Genomic DNA, 18,126 nt, shown 5'->3' with positions numbered 1-18,126 from the left:
CTTCAGCCGGTCGCGAGCCGGACCATGTCCGCCTGCGGCCCCTTCTGGCCCTGCGAGATCTCGAAATCGACCCGCTGACCCTCTTCCAGGGTGCGGTAGCCGTCCATCTGAATCGCGCTGTAGTGGACGAAAACATCCGCACCACCGTCGACCGCGATGAAGCCGTACCCCTTCTCCGCGTTGAACCACTTGACGGTGCCCTGAGCCATGCCTAACTCCCCTATTACTGGCCCTTGCACAGGACCGCACTTCGCGGGCCCGGGTCAGACCTCCACCCCCCAACGGATTGGGGGTGTGCGCCGGAACGCGTCGACCGCGGCTGAATGTATCTGTCCAACTGCCGTCTGCAACAGGTCAATCGGACGAGAATTCTGGGCACGGCCGATCGGGAATATAGGGAGAATTCGCGAATATTTAGGGCAACTCGGGCCCTATAAAGGCCGCATAAGGCTCAAAAACGCCGGGCATTTTGGCTACTTCTTGCCGCAGGCCGGACGTGAACTCATATGCACCCGGCATGGAAAACGAAGCCGGTTCCCCAACTGTACCGTGCTCAACCATACAGAATTGCCCCCTCCGCTTCTCTCGCGGAGGGGGCAATTCGATGAACTCTCGGTGATTGGCATTACCCACGGTAATGATCTCACCGTGGGTAACCGCCCGTCAGCCTCCGGCGACGGCCGGGATGATCGACACGCCGGCGCCGTCCGGCGTCGCCGTCTCCAGGCCCTGCTCGAAGCGGACGTCGTCGTCGTTGACGTACACGTTGACGAACCGGCGCAGCTTGCCCTCGTCGTCCAGCACGCGCGCGGCGATGCCCGTGTGGTTCTTCTCCAGGTCGGAGATCACCTCGCCGAGGTTCCCTCCCTCGGCGGTCACCTCGGACCGGCCGCCGGTGTAGGTGCGCAGGATGGTGGGGATGCGGACGTTGACGCTCATGCGATGACCTCCCGGTCGGATTCTGGGGTACGGCTGGGGAGCGCCCCGGCAGGGGCACGGCGCGCGAAGCAGCGCGCCCGGCTTCCCACGGGCCCGTGGCCGGAGAACGACCTCCCCGGCCGGGCGGCTACGCGAGGCCGGCCTCGCGGAAGGAGTCCAGGCTGGGGCGGATGGTCGCGGTCAGTCCCGTACCGGCCACCGCGTCCAGCGTCTTGAGGCCGTCACCGGTGTTCAGCACGACCGTGGTGAGCGTCGGGTCGAGCAGTCCGTTCTCGATCAGCTTCTTGGCCACGCCCACCGTCACCCCACCGGCGGTCTCGGCGAAGATCCCCTCGGTGCGCGCCAGCAGCCTGATCGCGTCGACCACCTGCTCGTCGTTCACGTCCTCCACCGCCCCGCCCGTCCGCCGCGCGATGTCCAGCACGTACGGGCCGTCCGCGGGGTTGCCGATGGCGAGCGACTTGGCGATGGTGTTCGGCTTCTGCGGCCGTACGACGTCGTGACCGGCCTTGTAGGCGACGGACACCGGCGAACAGCCCTCGGCCTGCGCACCGAAGATCTTGTAGGGCTTGTCCTCGACGAGACCGAGCTTGATCAGCTCCTGGAGCCCCTTGTCGACCTTGGTCAGCTGGGAGCCCGAGGCGATCGGCACGACGAGCTGGTCGGGCAGCCGCCAGCCGAGCTGCTCGCAGATCTCGTACGCGAGGGTCTTGGACCCCTCCGCGTAGTACGGCCGCAGGTTGACGTTGACGAAGCCCCAGCCCTCACCGGCCGGGTCGCCGATCAGCTCGGAGCAGAAGCGGTTCACGTCGTCGTAGTTGCCCTCGATGCCGATGAGCTCGCCGCCGTAGACCGCGGCCATGACGACCTTGCCCTGCTCCAGGTCGTGCGGGATGAACACGCAGGAGCGGAAGCCGGCGCGGGCGGCGGCGGCACCCACCGCGCCGGCGAGGTTGCCGGTCGAGGAGCAGGAGAGGGTGGTGAAGCCGAAGGCACGGGCCGCCTCGATGGCCTGGGCGACGACGCGATCCTTGAAGGAGTGCGTCGGGTTGCCCGAGTCGTCCTTGACGAAGAGCCGGCCGGGGTCGACACCCAGCTCGCGGGCGAGGTTGTCCGCCTGGACGAGCCTGGTCCAGCCCGGGTTGATGTTCGGCTTGCCGGCGACGTCGGCCGGGACGGGGAGCAGCGGCGCGTAACGCCAGATGTTCGCGGGGCCCGCCTCGATGCGCGCCCGCAGTTCCTCGGTTTCGTAGGCCGAGAAGTCGTAGGCGATCTCCAGCGGTCCGAAACACTCCTCGCAGGCGAAGACCGGGCCGAGCGGCACCCGGTGGCCGCACTCGCGGCAGGTGAGCGCGGCGGCGGGACCCAGATCGACGGATCGCGCGGAATCGGCCGGGTTCGCGGAGGTCACGGTGTCCGGAGTGCTTGCAACAGTCTGCGCAGCCATGGAGGCGAGGCCCTTTCTCCTCATCTTCCTCACGACGCACTTCGCCGTGAGACGGATTTGGCACCTTCCCGAGCCGGGAGCCCCGCGACGCGATCAGCGATGATCGGTACGAGACCGGCTGGAGGGTTGCCGGGGCTTCATCGGGCCGTATCCCTCTGCCCCTCTGGATGAGCGGTATTCGGTTGTTGGTCTTCAATTCGGGATGATCTACGACATGCGATGGTCATCCGCGTTGTTCAAGACTGTAACCGAAGGCCAGGACAGTTGAGATAGTCGTCCGAACCGCGAGATGGATCACACCGGGGGACACCGGGTGATCAGACAGTGAGGAGCCGCAGACTGTGCTGAAGGAAGTCGAGCGCTGGCTGAGCACACGCTCCTGGTCCGTGGCCGATCGTCCGCTGCACGGAATCATGTCCGCCAAACGCGCCTCGGGCTCCACGGTGAGCGTCGTGCTGCCCGCGCTGAACGAGGAGGAGACGGTCGGCGAGATCGTCGCCGTCATCCGCGACGACCTGATGCGTCAGGTGCCCCTCGTCGACGAGATCGTCGTCGTCGACTCGGGTTCGACCGACCGCACGTCGGAGGTCGCCGCCGCGGCGGGCGCGCGCGTCGTGCACCGGGACGAGATCCTGCCCCGCATCCCGGCCGTGCCCGGCAAGGGCGAGGTCCTGTGGCGGTCGCTCCTCGTGACGAGCGGGGACATCGTCTGTTTCATCGACGCGGACCTGAGGGAGTTCTCGTCGGACTTCGTCTCCGGGATCGTGGGTCCGCTGCTCACCGAGCCGGACGTGGACCTCGTCAAGGGGATGTACGACCGTCCGCTGGCCGGCGCCGCGGGCCAGGGCGGTCGCGTCACGGAACTCATGGCCCGCCCGCTGCTGAACATGCACTGGCCCCAGCTGGCCGGCTTCGTCCAGCCGCTCGGCGGTGAGTACGCGGCCCGCCGCTCGCTGCTGGAACAGCTGCCCTTCCCCGTCGGCTACGGCGTCGAACTGGGCATGCTCGTCGACGCCCTGCACCTGGTGGGCCTCGACGCGCTCGCCCAGGTCGACGTCGGCGAGCGCAAGCACCGTCACCAGGACGGGCAGGCGCTGGGCCGGATGTCCGCCGCGATCTACCGCACGGCGCAGCTCCGGCTGGCCCGCGGGCATCTCATCCGGCCGTCCCTCACCCAGTTCGAGCGGGGCGAGGACGGTTTCGAGCCGCGTACGTACTCGGTGGACACGGAGGAACGCCCCCCGATGGCCGAAATCTCCGAGTACGTGAAGCGCAGGGCCGCGTGAGCCCGGCCCCTGGTGAGGGGCCGGCGGGCGGCGCGACCGGCCCCGCCGTCCCGCGGTCCGTGTCCTTCGTCGCATACGGCCGACGGGAACGTTTGAGCGTTTCGGTGCCGGGCTAGGTTTCGAGGCATGGCTTCGACGGCTTCATCGCACGGCACCCACCGGATCCTCGTCGCGTCCAACCGCGGTCCGATCTCCTACGAGGTGCTGGAGGACGGCTCGCTCCAGGCCCGGCGCGGCGGGGGCGGGCTGGTCTCGGGCCTCTCCGCGATCGGGCCGGACGCGGGGGCCCTGTGGGTGTGCTCGGCGCTCGGCGAAGGCGACCGCGAGGCGGTCCGGCGCGGAGTGGGCGAGGACGGCGTGCGGATGCTGGACATCGACGCCGCGGTGCACGCGGACGCGTACAACGGCATCGCGAACTCGGTGCTGTGGTTCGTCCACCACATGCTGTACCAGACACCGCTGGAGCCGGTCTTCGACCAGGAGTTCCGCCGCCGGTGGGCGTCCTACGAGGCCTACAACCGCGCGTTCGCGCGGGCCCTGGCGGACGAGGCGGCCGAGGGCGCCGTCGTGATCGTGCAGGACTACCACCTGACCCTGGTCCCGGGCATGCTCCGCGAGCTCCGCCCCGACCTGCGGATCGGCCACTTCTCGCACACCCCGTGGGCGCCGGTCGACTACTTCCGGATGCTGCCCGACGACATCGCCGGGCAGGTGCTGCGCGGCATGCTCGGCGCGGACCGGCTGGGCTTCCTGACGCACCGCTGGGCGGACGCGTTCACCGCCTGCTGCGAGGCGCTCGTCGGCGGGCTCGGCACCACCCGGGTCGGTGTGCACGGACTCGGCGCGGACGCGGACTTCCTGCGCGGGCGCTCCCACGAGGCGGACGTCACGGAGCGGATGGCCGCGCTGCGCGAGCAGATCGGCGAGGGCCCCGACGGCCGCGCCCGCCGGGCGATCGTGCGGGTGGACCGCACCGAACTGTCGAAGAACATCGTGCGGGGTCTGCTGGCCTACCGGCAGCTCCTGGAGGACCGGCCGGAGTGGCGCGAGCGGGTGGTCCACGTGGCCTTCGCCTACCCCTCCCGCCAGGACCTGGCGGTCTACCGGGACTACACGGCCGCCGTGCGGACCCTGGCGGACGAGATCAACTCCGAGTACGGGACGCCGGGTTGGACGCCGGTCGTGCTGCACGTCAAGGACGACTTCGCCCGCTCGCTGGCCGCCTACCGGCTCGCCGACGTCGCCCTCGTCAACCCCATCCGGGACGGCATGAACCTCGTCGCCAAGGAGGTGCCCGTCGTCTCCGACGAGGGGTGCGTGCTGGTGCTGTCCCGGGAGGCCGGGGCGTACGAGGAGCTGGGCGAGGACGCGGTCGCGGTGAACCCGTACGACGTGGTCGGCACCGCGCGGGCGCTGCACGAGGCCCTGTCCCTGCCGGCCGGTGAGCGGGCCGAGCGCACGAAGCGGCTCGCCGCGGCGGCGACGGCCCTGCCTCCGGCGCAGTGGTTCCTGGAGCAGCTGCGCGCGCTGGAGGCGTGAGGCCGTCGCACCACGGCCCGCCGGGCTACCGGTCCATCAGGCCGGCCAGCGACCTCAGCAGGTGGACGACTCCGGCCGGACCGTCCACGACCAGGTCGGCGCGTTCCGCGAGTTCCGTGACCTCCGGGCTGCCGCTGCACACCAGCAGGCCCGGGACGCCGTCCGAGCGGAGTTTGTCGACGGCCGCGAAGGCGGGGAGGTCGCCGAGGTCGTCGCCCGCGTAGAGGACGGCTTCGGCGCCGACCTCGCGGACGTACTCCAGGAGGGCGACGCCCTTGTCCATGCCCGGCGGGCGCAGTTCCAGGACCATCCGGCCCGGTTCGACGATCAGGCCGTGCCGGGTGGCGAGGTCGGCGAGGGGTTCGCGCAGGGACTCGAAGGCGGCCTGCGGGTCCGTGGCGCGGCGCGTGTGGACGGCGAGGGCGCGGCCCTTCTCCTCGATCCACGTGCCCTGCCAGACCCCGATCCGGTCGAGGAATCCCGGCAGCTCCGCGCGGACGGAGGCCACACCCGGGTGCGGTGCGGGGGCGCTGACGGTGCCCGTGCGGGCGTCCCAGCGTTCGGCGCCGTAGTGGCCGAGGACGACGAGGTGGTCGAGGCCCGGGACGCCCGCGAAGCCGCCGTGGCGCACCGCGACGCCGGCGGGCCGGCCGGTGACGACCGCGACGGAGGCGACCTTCGGGGCGAGGGCCGCGAGGGCGGGGACCGCGGCGGGGTGGGCACGGGCCTGTTCGGGGTCGGGGACGATGGGGGCGAGGGTTCCGTCGAAGTCGAGTGCGATCACGGTGCGGGCGGGCCGCGCGAGGATGGCCTGCAGCCCCTCCGCTCCCGCGGTGGTCGCCGGTGTCGGAACGGTGTCCGTGGTCTCGGGGTGTTCCGGGAATTCCGCATGACTGCCCATGGGCCGACCCTATCGGCGCCGCCCCGAACCCACCCGGACTTCCTCCGCCCCCGGGTCAGCGGTCCTCGCGACGCCCCGCCCTGATCCGGCGCAGCCGGTTCACCGTGATCGGATCGTGGGCCAGCGCCCGCGGATCGTCGAGAAGGGCGTTCAGGAGCTGGTAATACCGCACGGGCGCCAGCCCGAGCTGCTCCCTTATCGCCCGCTCCTTCGCCCCCGGCCCGGCGAATCCCCGCCGCTCCAGGGCGAGAACCGCCCGCTCCCGCGCCCCGAGCTCCTCCATGGACGTCATGGAAAGCACCGTAACCCCGCCCACCGACACCCGCGCCGCCGGTCCGCGCCGCCCTCAGTCCGTGCTGTCCCTGATGGTCGCCGTCCGCTGCAGCGCGCCGAGGACCCCGGCCGGGCTTCCGCCGGGACCGACCGCCTTGCCGATGTCCTGCTTGATGTCCGCGCTGACGGACGCCCAGGAGGTCTTGCCGACCGGATAGAGCTGCGAGGTGGGCAGCTCGCCGAGGAACGGGGCGAACTCCTTGTCGTGCGTGTCGGCGCTCATCGCCTGGGACGCGGACGTCGTCACCGGCAGCAGGTCGTACTCGTGGGAGAAGGCGAGCACGTTCTTCTCGCTGTACACGTAGTCCAGGAACGACCCGATCTGCTCCCGGTGGCCGTTGTGCTTGAACGCCATCATCCAGTCGGCGACACCCATCGTCGCCTTGGCCCTGCCGTTGACGCCCGGCATCGGCACCATGCCGAACCGCACGCCCTTGTCGGCCGCCGCCTTCATCAGAGTGGGGTGCCCGTTGAGCATCCCGACCTCACCCCGGGCGAACGCCGCGAAAGCGTCCGCACGGTTGAGCTTGGCAGGTGCGACGGGTCCGGTGAGCCCCTTACCGACCAGTTCGTTCTTGAGCCAGGTGAGGGTGTCGACGTTCTCCGTCGAGTCGAGGTGGTACGTGCCGACGTCGTCGGTGTAGCTGTCGCCGCCGCTCAGCAGCCACTGCATGGTCTCCGCCTGCGCCTCCTCCGGGCCCAGCGGCAGCGCGTAGGGGAACTTCACGCCCCGCGCCTTGAGCGCCGCCGCGTCGGCCGCGAGCTCGCTCCAGCTCCGCGGCGGCGTGAGGCCGGCGTCCGCGAAGAGCTTCTTGTTGAAGAACAGCAGTCGCGTGGAGGCCGCGAAGGGCATGCCGTACTGCACCCGGTTCATCTGCCCCGCCTCGGTGAGCTGGGAGACGAAGTCGGCCTGGACGGGGATGGAAAGCACCTGATCGGCGCTGTAGAGCCCGCCCTTGGCGGCGTAGTCGGCGTACGCGCCGATCTGCGCCATGTCGGGCGCCCGGCCCGCCGCCACCCGCTCGGCGACCTTGCGGTCGACATCGGTCCACGGGTACACGGTGACCTCGACACGCACACCCGGGTGGGCGGTCTCGTACCCCTTGACCACCGTGTCCCAGTACTTCTGGGAGCTGTTGGCCCTGGAGTCGCCGTAGTCGGCCGCCACGAGTTCGAGGGTCACGTCTCCGGACCCGTCCGAGCTGCCGCAGCCCGCGAGGGTCGCCGTCATGCCCAGCGCGGACATCACCGCGACCAGTCCAGTCCTACGTCGCTGCACCCTGTCGTCTCCCACCCCTGCGCCGTGTTGCCGTCTTTGCTTCTGCGTCCATTGCATCCGTCTCGGAATGCGGATACAAGGTCTACACCACGTGAGTGGACTAGACCTCTCCTGGGGTAAGGGGCGACACTGTCCCCCGTGAGACATGTCATCGCCCTCGATGTGGGCGGCACCGGGATGAAGGCCGCCCTGGTCGGGCCGGCGGGCGAGTTGCTCCACCAGGCCCGCCACGCCACCGGCCGGGAACGCGGCCCGGACGCCGTGGTCGGCACGATCCTCGACTTCGCGGCCGAACTGCGCGCGCACGGCGAGCGGCTCTTCGGCACACCCGCCGCCGCCGCCGGGGTCGCCGTTCCCGGCATCGTGGACGCCGGCAGCGGCACCGCCGTCTACTCGGCCAACCTCGGCTGGCGCGACGTACCGATGCGCCGGCTGCTCGGCGAGCGGCTGGGCGGGGTGCCGGTGGCGCTCGGGCACGACGTGCGCACCGGCGGCCTCGCGGAGGGCCGGATCGGCGCGGGGCAGGGGGCCGACCGCTTCCTGTTCGTCCCCCTCGGCACCGGCATCGCGGGCGCCATCGGCATCGACGGCGGGGTGGAGGCGGGCGCGCACGGCTTCGCCGGCGAGATCGGCCACATCGTCGTACGCCCCGGGGGCACCGCGTGCCCGTGCGGACAGCACGGCTGTCTGGAGCGGTACGCGTCCGCGGCGGCCGTCAGCCAGGCCTGGGCCGAGACCTCCGGGTCACCCGACGCCGACGCGGCGGACTGCGCGCAGGCCGTGGCGGCGGGGGACGCGCGGGCCGTACGGGTCTGGCAGGACGCCGTCGACGCGCTCGCCGACGGACTCGTCACCGCGCTCACCCTGCTGGACCCGCGCACCCTGATCATCGGTGGCGGTCTCGCCGAGGCCGGGGAGACCCTGTTCACACCCCTGCGGGCCGCGGTGGAGCGACGCGTCACCTTCCAGAAGCTGCCGTCGATCGTCCCGGCGGCCCTCGGGGACACGGCCGGCTGCCTGGGCGCGGGCCTGCTGGCCTGGGACCTGCTCGAAACTTCCCACACCGACCGCTCGGAGGTAACCATCTGATGGCCCCTAGCAAGGTTCTCTCCGGTGCCAGGGTGGTCCTGCCCACCGGGGTCGTCGACGGCGGACGCGTGATCGTCGACGGCACGCGCATCGCCGGGAGCGCGGCCGACGACACCCCGGCCACCGATCTGTCGGGCCACTGGCTCGTCCCCGGCTTCGTCGACCTGCACAACCACGGCGGCGGCGGCGCCTCCTTCACCTCCGGCACCGTCGAGGAGGTCCTGCGGGGCGTGCACACGCACCGGCTGCACGGCACCACCACCGTCGTCGCCTCGACCGTCACCGGTGACATGGACGGCCTGGCGCAGCGCGCCGGACTGCTCTCCGAGCTGGCCGAGCAGGGCGACATCGCGGGCATCCACTTCGAGGGCCCGTTCATCTCGCCGTGCCGCAAGGGCGCGCACTCCGAGGAACTGCTGCGCGACCCGGACCCGGCCGAGGTCCGCAAGCTGATCGACGCCGCGCGCGGCCGGGCCCGCATGGTCACCCTCGCCACGGAACTGCCGGGCGGCCTCGACTCCGTGCGCCTGCTGGCGGAGCACGGGGTGATCGCGGCGATCGGGCACACGGACGCGACGTACGAGCAGACGGTGGAGGCCATCGACGCGGGCGCGACCGTGGCCACGCACCTGTTCAACGCGATGCCCCCGCTCGGCCACCGCACGCCGGGGCCCATCACCGCCCTCCTGGAGGACGAGCGGATCACCGTCGAGCTGATCAACGACGGGACCCATCTCCACCCGGCCGCCCTCCAGCTGGCGTTCCATCACGCGGGCGCTGACCGGGTGGCGTTCATCACGGACGCCATGGACGCGGCGGGCTTCGGTGACGGCCGCTATCTGCTCGGCCCGCTGGAGGTCGAGGTCAGCGAGGGTGTCGCGCGGCTGGTGGAGGGCGGCTCGATCGCGGGCTCCACCCTCACCCTGGACCGCGCCTTCCAGCGGGCGGTCACGGTCGACCGGCTGCCGGTCGAGGCCGTCGTCGCGGCCCTGTCCGCCAACCCGGCCAAGCTGCTCGGCGCGTACGACAGGGTCGGCTCGCTGGAGCCGGGCAAGGACGCCGACCTGGTGGTTCTCGACGCGGAGTTCGCGCTCAAGGGCGTGATGCGCAAGGGCGAGTGGGTGGTCGATCCCCAACTGGGCTGATTCATCCGTTTGTTGCCGTACGGCGGTCGGCCCGGGGGACTGGGCCGACCGCCGTCGCGTTTGGCATGATCGTGCCTCCGGAACTGTCGGCAAGCGCATCGGGGGAGGTCGGCCCAGGTGATCCTCACGGTCACACTGAACACCGCGGTCGACATCACCTACCGCGTACGGTCCCTGCGTCCGCACACCTCGCACCGGATCACCGAGGTCACCGAACGCCCCGGCGGCAAGGGGCTGAACGTGGCGCGGGTGCTCGCCGCCCTCGGCCACCGGGTGACGGTCACGGGCTTCGCCGGCGGCGCCACCGGCCGTTCCCTGCGGGAGCAACTCACCGGCAGCCCCGGCCTGGTGGATGCGCTGGTGCCGGTGTCCGGCCCGACGCGCCGCACGATAGCCGTGGTCGACACGACGACGGGTGACACCACTCAGCTCAACGAGCCGGGTCCGCAGACAACCCCGGCGGAGTGGGCGGCCTTCCAGGAGACGTACGAGCATCTGCTGCGCTCCGCCTCGGCGGTGGCCCTGTGCGGCAGCCTGCCGCCGGGGGTGCCGGTGGGCGCGTACGCGGGGCTGATCCGCGCGGCCCGCGCGACGGCCGTCCCGGTCCTCCTGGACACCAGCGGCGAACCGCTGCGCCGGGGGGTCGCCGCCCGCCCCGACATCGTCAAGCCGAACGCCGACGAACTGGCCGAACTCACCGGCTCCCACGAGCCGTTGCAGGCGACCCGTGACGCCCGCAGGCGCGGGGCGCACGCCGTGGTGGCCTCCCTGGGCGACCAGGGACTGCTCGCCCACACGCCGGAGGGCCTCTGGCGGGCCACCCCGCCCCGCCGGGTGCACGGCAATCCGACGGGCGCGGGCGACTCGGTGGTCGCGGGCCTGCTGTCGGGACTGGTGGAACATCTGCCGTGGCCGGAGCGCCTGGCACGGGCCGCCGCCCTGGCCACGGCGACCGTACTGGCCCCGGTAGCCGGCGAGTTCGACCGGGAAGCGTACGAGGAACTGCTCGGGAGGGTACCTGTCATGGTCGGCCAGCCGGTGTAGCCCTTACTGGCCGAAAATGCTCTACCGATATCGCATTTTTCCACCAAAGATCATCTGTGACCGTAAGATCAGTCTTGTTGGGGGAAAAATGAGCAGAACGGCTATGGCCGCACGGCTCGCGGCTGTCGGAATCGCCTCGCTGGGTCTCGTCGCCACCATGAACTCCGCGGCCTCGGCGGCCCCGGAGGCCGGCAGGGTCTCCGCCACCGCCCAGGAGTGGGGCGGCGGGTGGAACGACACCCGCGACGTCACCATCCGGGAGAAGCCCAGCACCACCGCACGGAAGGTCGGCACCCTGAAGAAGGGCGACCGGGTCAAGTGCTGGGTCTCCGGATGCAGCAGCGTCACGGGGGGCACCTACAAGTGCACCAGCGGTTCGCCGACCGAGAAGCAGTGGCACGAAGTCCGCTGGGCGGGCAGGAAGGCCTACGCGGCGACCCGCTGCCTCGAGTGGGGCCGCGTCGAGTGAGCTGACCCGCGACGACGGCGCGAGGGCCCTGCCCCTGTCCCGGGGAGGGCCCTCGCGTTCCTACTTGAGCTTGCTGAGCCCGACCTGGTCGAGATACGCCTCGCACTGGTTTCCCGTGGCGCAGGTGATCTCGATGACGTTCGTCCCCTTGTTCAGGTTGACCTGGGCCCAGGTCGTCTGCCAGCCCTTCTCCCAGTTGCCCTTCGGAGCCTGCGCCTCGCCCACGAAGTTCTTCATGTTCAGCGGCTGCGTGTTGGCCTTGCCGTTGACCACCAGCGTCGCGTTGGCGTCGACGCCCGGGATGCCATAGGCCACATCCAGCCGGTACGCGCCCGCCTTGTCGATGCCGTTGACGGTCCAGACGGCCTTGGCGCCCACCTGGTTGAAACCGTTCACGTACACGCCGCCGGCCGCCTTCGCGCCCTTGACGTCGGAAGCCGTCGTGGTACCGCCCTCGAGCCGCAGCGCCTTCGCGTCCGACTTCGGCAGTTCGCCCGCCGCCGCGGGCGAACTGGTCTCGGCGCTCGCCGACGCGCTCGTCGACGGCGTGGAGCCGGCCTGGTCGCCGCCCTTGTCCTTGTCGCCGCTCGAGTCGCCGCCCATCATGGCGATGCCGATGCCGATGACGACGGCCGCGACCACGGCGATCGCGCCGATCAGCAGACCCTTGGTGTTCGGGCCGCGACCGCGGCCGCCACCGCCGGACGACTGACGGGAGGTCGTCGCACCGCCGGGGCCCGTCTCGGGTGCCGCGTAGTGCGCGTTCGGCTGGCCGTAGCCGGGCTGCTGCTGACCGGGCTGACCGTAGGTCCCCTGCTGCGGGACCTGGCCGTAGGGCGCGGTGGGGGCGGCGGCCTGCTGCTGACCGTAGCCGGGCTGCTGCTGACCGTACTGGCGTTCGCCGACCGCCCGCACCCGGTTGACCGAGCCCGGGTAGCCGTAGCCGCCACCTCCGCTGGGCGGGGTGGCGCCGTTGGCCTGACCGTCGGCGTACAGGTAGCCGAACGGGTCGTCGTCCTCGGGCGTGCTCGCGCCGTTGTTGCCGGGCGTCATCCCTAGGTACTCCTCAACAGGTGCGGTACAGATGCGGTACACGAAATGAAGCACGTGGAGGGCGAGCCTACCCGCTCCCAGGGGGCCAAACGGGTGGCCTTCACCGCATCAACCCACTGACCTGTGACTTATCCGGCACGCCGATGCTGTTTGGGACGAGACCGTTTCTCCACGTACATCCGTTCGTCAGCGGATTTCAAGACCTCGTCCGCCGTCATGCCGCAGTGCGCCCATCCGATGCCGAAGCTGGCGCCCACCCGGACCGCCCGGCCGTCGACCCGGATCGGCGGGATGATCGCGTTCCGCAGCCGTACGGCGAGGTCCGCCGCGTCCGCCCGGCCGAGGCCGTCGGCGAGCACCACGAACTCGTCACCGCCGAGCCGGGCGACCGTGTCACCGTCCCGGACGCCGTTGGTCAGGCGCCGGGCGACCTCGATGAGTACGGCGTCGCCCGCGTTGTGGCCGAACCGGTCGTTGATCGACTTGAAGCCGTCGAGGTCACAGAAGAGCACCGCGAGCCCCTTGGCGCCGTCGTCCGTCTCCCCCTCGGGCGCGATGGTGTGCACATGGTGGTCGAAGGCGTCGTACGCCGCCGCGCCCGGCCCGAAGTCGAAGCCGTGTGCGGCCGCGTGCCCGTCGAAGCCGCTGTGCTCGGCGGCCTGCTCCGCGTACGGCCCGTGTCCGTAGGCGGCGTCCAGCGACTCGACCGCGCCGGGCTGGAGGGCCTGTGGGCGCTGGCACAGCCGGGAGCCGAGGCGGGAGCGCAGCTCCGCCGAGTTCGGCAGGCCGGTGAGCGAGTCGTGCGAGGCGCGGTGCGCGAGCTGGAGCTCGCGGCGCTTGCGCTCCTCTATGTCCTCGACGTGTGTGAGCAGGAAGCGCGGTCCGTCGGCGGCGTCCGCGACGACGGAGTTGCGCAGCGAGACCCAGACATAGGTGCCGTCGCGGCGTCCGAGCCTGAGCTCCGCGCGGCCGCCCTCGGCCGAGGTGCGCAGCAGGGTGCCGATGTCCTCGGGGTGCACGAGGTCGGAGAAGGAGTAGCGGCGCATCGCGGAGGCGGGACGGCCGAGCAGGCGGCACAGGGCGTCGTTGGTGCGCAGGATGCGTCCGTGCTGGTCGCCGCCCATTTCGGCGATGGCCATGCCGGAGGGCGCGTACTCGAAGGCCTGGCGGAAGCTCTCCTCGCTGGCGCGCAGGGCCTGTTGCTCGCGCTCCAGGCGGACCAGGGCGCGCTGCATGTTGGCCCGCAGACGTGCGTTGCTGATCGCGATGGCGGCCTGGAAGGCGTACATCTGCAGGGCCTCACGGCCCCAGGCGCCGGGCTGCCGTCCGTTGCGCGGCCGGTCCACGGACAGGACACCGATGAGTTCGCCCGTGTTGCCGCCGACGCCGGGGGTGTACATCGGCGCGAAGAGGCGGTCGGAGGGGTGCCACTCGTCCTCGAAGCGCGGCGCGGGACCGTCGGTGTACCACTGCGGTACGTCGTCGTCGTCGAGGACCCAGCCCTCGGTGTGCGGTATGAAACGCAGGTCGCCCCAGGCCTCGCCCATGTTCAGCCGGCGGTCCCAGGAGGTACGGGAGCCGACCCGGCCGGTGATCAGCGCCTCGGCCGCGGAGTTGCCGGCGAGCGCGGCGACCACCAGGTCGCCGTCGGGGCGTACGAGGTTGACACACGCCAGCTCGTAGCCGAGGCCCGTGACCACGCCGTCGGCGACGGTCTGCAGCGTGTCCGCCAGGCTCCGCGCGGTGTTCATGTCCGCCATCACCTGATGCAGCTGCCGCAGGGTCGCAAGACGGACGTAGGGCTCCGACTCGGTCTCCATTCGCCCTCCCCTCGAGACCTCGCAGCAACTCCAGGGTTGTCTTCGGCGTTCCTGGTTCTCTGTACCGGTTCTCTGTACCTGAGTTCTCTTACGCGTACTGGTTGGTAGCTTCTCGTGCAGCTTCCCCGCCACTGAATCACAGCGCGCTGCCCACTCGGTACACAGGGTCAACAAAATATGGCCCCTGTGACTCAAGTCACAGCGTAAGATGAACAATTGAGTGGGGTTTCTGCATTTTCCCCGTGTGTTAACTGAACACATATTTAGATGCCGTGCAGACACTGTGAGCGGTTGTGTCCGTCCTGGGACCTAGGACCCGGCTCGGACCGAGGTCCGATGTGGACGCCCCGGGTCGGAGACTAGCGTTTCGGCGTGCTGAACACTCCCCCTGCCGTTCCTTCCACCCCCTCCGTGCATGCTGAGGGGGTGAGCAACGACGAGTTCCGCGCCGCCATGTCCCGGCTGGCCGCGGGTGTGGTCCTGGTGACCGCGCACGAGCCCGCGCTGGACCCGGAAGGACCCGGCGGCGAGGACGTCGGCATGACGGCGACGGCGTTCGTGTCCGTGTCCCTGGACCCGCCGCTGGTCATGGTCAGCCTGCGCGAGGGCTCCCGTATGGACGACCTCCTCGACGAACAGCCCCTGTGGGGCGTCTCCGTGCTCGCCGAGAGCCAGCGCCACATCGCCGGCCGCTTCGCCATGAAGGGCCGCATCAGCGACCGTCTGCTCTTCGAGGACATCCCGTACGTCCGCGGCGAGGCGGCCGGGGCACCCCTGGTGGGCGGCGCCCTGGCGACCCTGGAGTGCCGCACCGAGCAGCGGGTCACCGCGGGCGACCACACGCTCGTCGTCGGGCGGGTGCTGACGGCGTCGGTGCCGAGCGCGGACGGGGGGCCACTGGTGCATTTCAAGGGGCGCTACCGGCAGCTGGGCTGACACTCCGCGAGCAGACGCCCCGGGAGCCGGGCCGCCGGGAACCGGGCCGCCGGAAGCAGGACCATCGGGAGCAGGACCATCGGAAACCGGCGTCCGCGGAGGTAGGGGGCCGCCGGCCGTGGTGATCGAGGAGGGACGTCCGTCGGTGTCCTCGCGTTCACGGCCGTCCGGGGGAGGAACGCGGTGACCGGCGCCCTCGGCGATCCGCGCCGGCCGGTGGCGGTGGGGGTGGCGGTGGACGGCACGGCCCTCGACCAGTGGCCCGAGCCCGCGGCCGACCCCCGCGGCGCCGTTGCCGAAGGCGGCCCGCACGGCACGGGCCGCACGGGCGAATCGGCTCGCTTCGAGTCCACATTCACCACGCCAGGTCGTCACCCCGCACTGGGACCGCGCCACCACATCCGGGTCGAACACCACGTCCGGGGCCGTGAGGTCGCTCTCCGGCGCCGCGCGCGGGGCGGCGCCCCGGCAGCCGATCCGGGGCCGGCCGGCGAGCGGCCGGGAGGCCGCCGGATACGGCCCGCGATGGGCGCGATCTCGTCGAAGAGCACCGCGAACAGGCCGTACGGCACGAAGGCGAGCCGTTCGGCGGGCGTCAGCGTCTCCGGGACCGCCGGCGGCGCGGGACCCGCCGAGCGGGCGAGCAGCGACCGCCGTTCGGGGTCGACGCCGCCGAAGGGGCCGAGCACCGGCTCGGGCACGCGGACCCCGGGCGCCTCCTCCGGCGGCTCCGCGCCGCGGGTCCCCCGGAAGCGGAGCATGCCGAGACGGACCCGACGCACGAACGACGGCGGTCGTCAGCCGGCCGCCGGGACGGCCGGCCGGGCCGGCGTCCGCGCGGCTGAGCCCGAGCCGGGCCTCCGGCACGGCGTCAGCGGCCTCCGTGAGCGAGCGGGCACGCGGTGGGCGACGGCGCGCGGACGGCCGCGACGCGATGCGAAACGCTCGGCGAGGAATTCGTTCCCGTTCCCCGAGCAGTTCCGTGAGCCGTTCCCCGGGACGTTCCCGGGGCCGCCCCGCGCCATTGCCGTAATGATTCGCTTTCGCATTTCCGGACGTGTTCCTGCCCGCGTTCCCACCGTTGTCATGGTTCTCGTTCAGAAATTCACTGTCGCCCATCCGTCACATCTCCCCGTCGGGCCCGCGGTCCTTCGTCCGTCGGCGGATTGACGGACCGCGGGCCCGGTGATGTGGCGTCAGACCTCCGGCACGGCGCTCAGCCGCAGCCGGCCGGGGTCGCCCGCCCGCTCCACCTCGACCTCCGTCACGGAATCGTCGCCGAAGCGGAGGGTGAAGTACGGGCTGGCCTCGATCAGGAACTGCATGTCCTCCCGCGCGCCCCTGTCCAGCGGCGGCGAGACGACGGCGTCCCAGGCCCGGGAGCCGGGCCCGGCGGCCAGCCGGACGGGGATCCGTGCCAGGCAGCTCGATCGGTTGGCCCACCACTCCAGATGCGCTTTGTCCTCATTTCCGTCCATTGTCCGAGCGTAGCCACGAGTGGCCGACTCGGCCCGTCGCTCAATACGCGTACGGTGCCGGGCGTTTCGCACGGCACCCGCGGAGCCCCGGTGTCCGGAACGGGACGGCCCTCAGCCCCAGTCCCGCCCGGACCGGCCGCGCTTGGTGTCCCCGCGCTGCTTCTTCTCACGCAGCCGCCGCTCGTTGATGCCCCTGGGGATACGGGTGGCCCGGCGCGGCTTGGGCGGCACCGTCGCCTCGGCGAGGAGCGAGGCCAGCCGTACGGCCGCGGTCTCCCGGTTGCGCCACTGCGAACGGTGCTCGGAGGAGCGCACGCTGATCACGCCGTCGACGAGCCGCCCGGCGAGCTTGGCGAGCGCCCGCTCCTTCCAGACAGGGGGCAGCGCCTCGGTCTTCGCGAGGTCGAACCGCAGCTCGACCTGCGAGTCGGTGGTGTTGACATGCTGTCCGCCCGGTCCGCTGGACCGCGAGAAACGCCACAGGAGCTCGGCCTCGGGCAGGGAGACGGAGCCGCGGATGACATAGGGACCGGACATGAGGTCCATGGTCCCCCGGATGTCCGGTCCACGTCACCCGTTTTTCGCGCGGCGACCCGTCCGACGCGAAGGTAAAGAGAGTAAAGACAGCCGGAACCTTCGGCACCCCTCTTGGCGTTCTTAGGGGTAGCTGTAGCTTCGTGGCCGTACGAAGCCCAACCGTACGGGCACACCGCACGTACGCAACGAGGGAAGGGACTCCCAACAATGGCTGTAAGCCTGTCCAAGGGTGGCAACGTCTCGCTCACCAAGGAGGCTCCGGGCCTGACCGCCGTCACCGTGGGCCTCGGCTGGGACGTCCGCAGCACCACGGGCACCGACTTCGACCTCGACGCCTCGGCCATCGCGGTCAACCAGCAGGGCAAGGTCTACTCGGACGCGCACTTCGTGTTCTTCAACAACAAGCAGACCCCGGACCAGACGATCGTCCACACCGGTGACAACCGCACCGGCGAGGGCGCGGGCGACGACGAGGCGATCAACGTCAACCTGGCGGGCCTCCCCGCCGACATCGACAAGATCGTCTTCCCGGTCTCCATCTACGACGCGGAGACCCGCTCGCAGAACTTCGGCCAGGTCCGCAACGCCTACATCCGCATCGTCAACCAGGCCGGCGGCACGGAGATCGCCCGCTACGACCTGTCCGAGGACGCGGCGACGGAGACGGCGATGGTCTTCGGCGAGCTCTACCGCAACGGCGCGGAGTGGAAGTTCCGCGCGGTCGGCCAGGGCTACGCCTCGGGCCTGACGGGCATCGCCCAGGACTTCGGCGTCAACGTCTGATCCGTACGCGCGAGTCGACAGAGCCTCTGACCCGGCAACCCGGGCCAG

The 18,126-nt window shown here is 71.1% G+C and carries 19 protein-coding genes and 1 riboswitch; of the genes, 8 read left to right on the top strand and 11 right to left on the bottom strand.

Annotation, left to right across the window (positions count from 1 at the left end):
* Positions 1 to 2: 2 nt before the first annotated feature.
* From GFH48_RS22245 to thrC, 3 genes are all read right to left on the bottom strand, one after another.
* Entirely contained in the window at positions 3 to 209 is a 207-nt protein-coding gene (locus GFH48_RS22245) for a cold-shock protein (protein ID WP_007493268.1), read from the bottom strand.
* A 454-nt stretch (positions 210 to 663) separates the two neighbouring features.
* Positions 664 to 939, bottom strand: a complete 276-nt coding sequence (locus GFH48_RS22240) for a MoaD/ThiS family protein (RefSeq protein WP_153289932.1) — start codon at positions 937 to 939, stop codon at positions 664 to 666.
* Between the two features lie 127 nt (positions 940 to 1,066).
* Complete coding sequence (gene thrC / locus GFH48_RS22235; protein WP_153289931.1) at positions 1,067 to 2,386, bottom strand: threonine synthase; 1,320 nt, start codon at positions 2,384 to 2,386, stop codon at positions 1,067 to 1,069.
* Positions 2,387 to 2,403: 17 nt separating this feature from the next.
* Positions 2,404 to 2,560: riboswitch (SAM riboswitch) on the bottom strand.
* Positions 2,561 to 2,727: 167 nt separating this feature from the next.
* Between thrC and GFH48_RS22230 the strand changes: the two genes are divergently transcribed.
* Together GFH48_RS22230 and GFH48_RS22225 are read left to right on the top strand one after the other, a co-directional pair.
* The gene (locus tag GFH48_RS22230; RefSeq protein WP_153289930.1) at positions 2,728 to 3,672 is read left to right on the top strand and encodes a glucosyl-3-phosphoglycerate synthase; all 945 of its coding nucleotides are present in this window, start codon (positions 2,728 to 2,730) and stop codon (positions 3,670 to 3,672) included.
* Positions 3,673 to 3,798: 126 nt separating this feature from the next.
* On the top strand, positions 3,799 to 5,211 hold the full coding sequence (locus GFH48_RS22225; RefSeq protein WP_153289929.1) for an alpha,alpha-trehalose-phosphate synthase (UDP-forming): 1,413 nt from the start codon (positions 3,799 to 3,801) through the stop codon (positions 5,209 to 5,211).
* 25 nt (positions 5,212 to 5,236) lie between these two features.
* Here GFH48_RS22225 and otsB read toward each other — a convergent pair whose 3' ends face one another.
* The 3 genes from otsB to GFH48_RS22210 form a co-directional block, all read right to left on the bottom strand.
* A complete protein-coding gene (otsB, locus tag GFH48_RS22220; protein ID WP_153289928.1) occupies positions 5,237 to 6,112 on the bottom strand; it encodes a trehalose-phosphatase in 876 nt (291 codons plus the stop codon).
* 55 nt (positions 6,113 to 6,167) lie between these two features.
* On the bottom strand, positions 6,168 to 6,395 hold the full coding sequence (locus GFH48_RS22215) for a DUF3263 domain-containing protein (RefSeq protein WP_153293052.1): 228 nt from the start codon (positions 6,393 to 6,395) through the stop codon (positions 6,168 to 6,170).
* A gap of 63 nt (positions 6,396 to 6,458) precedes the next feature.
* Positions 6,459 to 7,724, bottom strand: coding sequence for an ABC transporter substrate-binding protein (locus tag GFH48_RS22210; protein ID WP_456114889.1), 1,266 nt, complete (start codon positions 7,722 to 7,724; stop codon positions 6,459 to 6,461).
* Positions 7,725 to 7,862: 138 nt separating this feature from the next.
* On the opposite strand from GFH48_RS22210, the gene GFH48_RS22205 reads away from it, so the two are divergent.
* The 4 genes from GFH48_RS22205 (at position 7,863) to GFH48_RS22190 (ending at position 11,471) form a co-directional block, all read left to right on the top strand.
* Positions 7,863 to 8,813 carry an ROK family protein gene (locus GFH48_RS22205; protein ID WP_153289927.1) on the top strand — a complete coding sequence of 317 codons (951 nt, stop codon included), beginning with the start codon at positions 7,863 to 7,865 and terminating at the stop codon, positions 8,811 to 8,813.
* Positions 8,813 to 9,958: an N-acetylglucosamine-6-phosphate deacetylase gene (gene nagA / locus GFH48_RS22200; RefSeq protein WP_153289926.1), complete on the top strand. Its 1,146-nt coding sequence runs from the start codon at positions 8,813 to 8,815 to the stop codon at positions 9,956 to 9,958. The genes GFH48_RS22205 and nagA overlap by 1 nt, the downstream gene beginning before the upstream one ends.
* Positions 9,959 to 10,075: 117 nt before the next feature.
* Entirely contained in the window at positions 10,076 to 11,002 is a 927-nt protein-coding gene (locus tag GFH48_RS22195; protein ID WP_153289925.1) for a 1-phosphofructokinase, read from the top strand.
* 88 nt (positions 11,003 to 11,090) lie between these two features.
* On the top strand, positions 11,091 to 11,471 hold the full coding sequence (locus tag GFH48_RS22190; protein WP_153289924.1) for an SH3 domain-containing protein: 381 nt from the start codon (positions 11,091 to 11,093) through the stop codon (positions 11,469 to 11,471).
* A 60-nt stretch (positions 11,472 to 11,531) separates the two neighbouring features.
* Here the strand turns inward: GFH48_RS22190 and GFH48_RS22185 are convergent, their stop codons facing one another.
* Together GFH48_RS22185 and cdgB are read right to left on the bottom strand one after the other, a co-directional pair.
* The gene (locus tag GFH48_RS22185) at positions 11,532 to 12,524 is read right to left on the bottom strand and encodes a carbohydrate-binding protein (protein WP_153289923.1); all 993 of its coding nucleotides are present in this window, start codon (positions 12,522 to 12,524) and stop codon (positions 11,532 to 11,534) included.
* A gap of 128 nt (positions 12,525 to 12,652) precedes the next feature.
* Positions 12,653 to 14,344, bottom strand: a complete 1,692-nt coding sequence (cdgB, locus tag GFH48_RS22180) for a diguanylate cyclase CdgB (protein WP_153289922.1) — start codon at positions 14,342 to 14,344, stop codon at positions 12,653 to 12,655.
* 372 nt (positions 14,345 to 14,716) lie between these two features.
* On the opposite strand from cdgB, the gene GFH48_RS22175 reads away from it, so the two are divergent.
* Complete coding sequence (locus tag GFH48_RS22175) at positions 14,717 to 15,280, top strand: flavin reductase family protein (RefSeq protein ID WP_153289921.1); 564 nt, start codon at positions 14,717 to 14,719, stop codon at positions 15,278 to 15,280.
* A gap of 371 nt (positions 15,281 to 15,651) precedes the next feature.
* On the opposite strand, the gene GFH48_RS22170 is transcribed toward GFH48_RS22175, so the two are convergent.
* The 3 genes from GFH48_RS22170 to arfB all read right to left on the bottom strand — a co-directional run bounded on the left by GFH48_RS22170 (position 15,652) and on the right by arfB (position 17,295).
* Entirely contained in the window at positions 15,652 to 16,041 is a 390-nt protein-coding gene (locus GFH48_RS22170; protein ID WP_153289920.1) for a sigma-70 family RNA polymerase sigma factor family protein, read from the bottom strand.
* Positions 16,042 to 16,476: 435 nt separating this feature from the next.
* A complete protein-coding gene (locus tag GFH48_RS22165; protein ID WP_153289919.1) occupies positions 16,477 to 16,758 on the bottom strand; it encodes a hypothetical protein in 282 nt (93 codons plus the stop codon).
* Positions 16,759 to 16,869: 111 nt separating this feature from the next.
* The gene (arfB, locus tag GFH48_RS22160) at positions 16,870 to 17,295 is read right to left on the bottom strand and encodes an alternative ribosome rescue aminoacyl-tRNA hydrolase ArfB (RefSeq protein ID WP_153289918.1); all 426 of its coding nucleotides are present in this window, start codon (positions 17,293 to 17,295) and stop codon (positions 16,870 to 16,872) included.
* A gap of 207 nt (positions 17,296 to 17,502) precedes the next feature.
* Here arfB and GFH48_RS22155 point away from each other — a divergent pair, with 207 nt between their 5' ends.
* Entirely contained in the window at positions 17,503 to 18,078 is a 576-nt protein-coding gene (locus GFH48_RS22155; RefSeq protein WP_153289917.1) for a TerD family protein, read from the top strand.
* Positions 18,079 to 18,126 lie beyond the last annotated feature (48 nt).

It is taken from the genome of Streptomyces fagopyri (assembly GCF_009498275.1).
GTDB lineage: Bacteria > Actinomycetota > Actinomycetes > Streptomycetales > Streptomycetaceae > Streptomyces > Streptomyces fagopyri.
This window is presented reverse-complemented; position numbering and strand designations above follow the sequence as displayed.

Bases quoted from the DNA above. Each gene is read 5' to 3' on its own strand.
- GFH48_RS22245 (WP_007493268.1), bottom strand. From the start codon at position 209: ATGGCTCAGGGCACCGTCAAGTGGTTCAACGCGGAGAAGGGGTACGGC.
- GFH48_RS22240 (WP_153289932.1), bottom strand. From the start codon at position 939: ATGAGCGTCAACGTCCGCATCCCCACCATCCTGCGCACCTACACCGGC.
- thrC (WP_153289931.1), bottom strand. From the start codon at position 2,386: ATGGCTGCGCAGACTGTTGCAAGCACTCCGGACACCGTGACCTCCGCG.
- GFH48_RS22225 (WP_153289929.1), top strand. From the start codon at position 3,799: ATGGCTTCGACGGCTTCATCGCACGGCACCCACCGGATCCTCGTCGCG.
- otsB (WP_153289928.1), bottom strand. From the start codon at position 6,112: ATGGGCAGTCATGCGGAATTCCCGGAACACCCCGAGACCACGGACACC.
- GFH48_RS22215 (WP_153293052.1), bottom strand. From the start codon at position 6,395: ATGGAGGAGCTCGGGGCGCGGGAGCGGGCGGTTCTCGCCCTGGAGCGG.
- nagA (WP_153289926.1), top strand. From the start codon at position 8,813: ATGGCCCCTAGCAAGGTTCTCTCCGGTGCCAGGGTGGTCCTGCCCACC.
- GFH48_RS22190 (WP_153289924.1), top strand. From the start codon at position 11,091: ATGAGCAGAACGGCTATGGCCGCACGGCTCGCGGCTGTCGGAATCGCC.
- GFH48_RS22185 (WP_153289923.1), bottom strand. From the start codon at position 12,524: ATGACGCCCGGCAACAACGGCGCGAGCACGCCCGAGGACGACGACCCG.
- cdgB (WP_153289922.1), bottom strand. From the start codon at position 14,344: ATGGAGACCGAGTCGGAGCCCTACGTCCGTCTTGCGACCCTGCGGCAG.
- GFH48_RS22170 (WP_153289920.1), bottom strand. From the start codon at position 16,041: ATGCTCCGCTTCCGGGGGACCCGCGGCGCGGAGCCGCCGGAGGAGGCG.
- GFH48_RS22165 (WP_153289919.1), bottom strand. From the start codon at position 16,758: ATGGACGGAAATGAGGACAAAGCGCATCTGGAGTGGTGGGCCAACCGA.
- arfB (WP_153289918.1), bottom strand. From the start codon at position 17,295: ATGTCCGGTCCCTATGTCATCCGCGGCTCCGTCTCCCTGCCCGAGGCC.
- GFH48_RS22155 (WP_153289917.1), top strand. From the start codon at position 17,503: ATGGCTGTAAGCCTGTCCAAGGGTGGCAACGTCTCGCTCACCAAGGAG.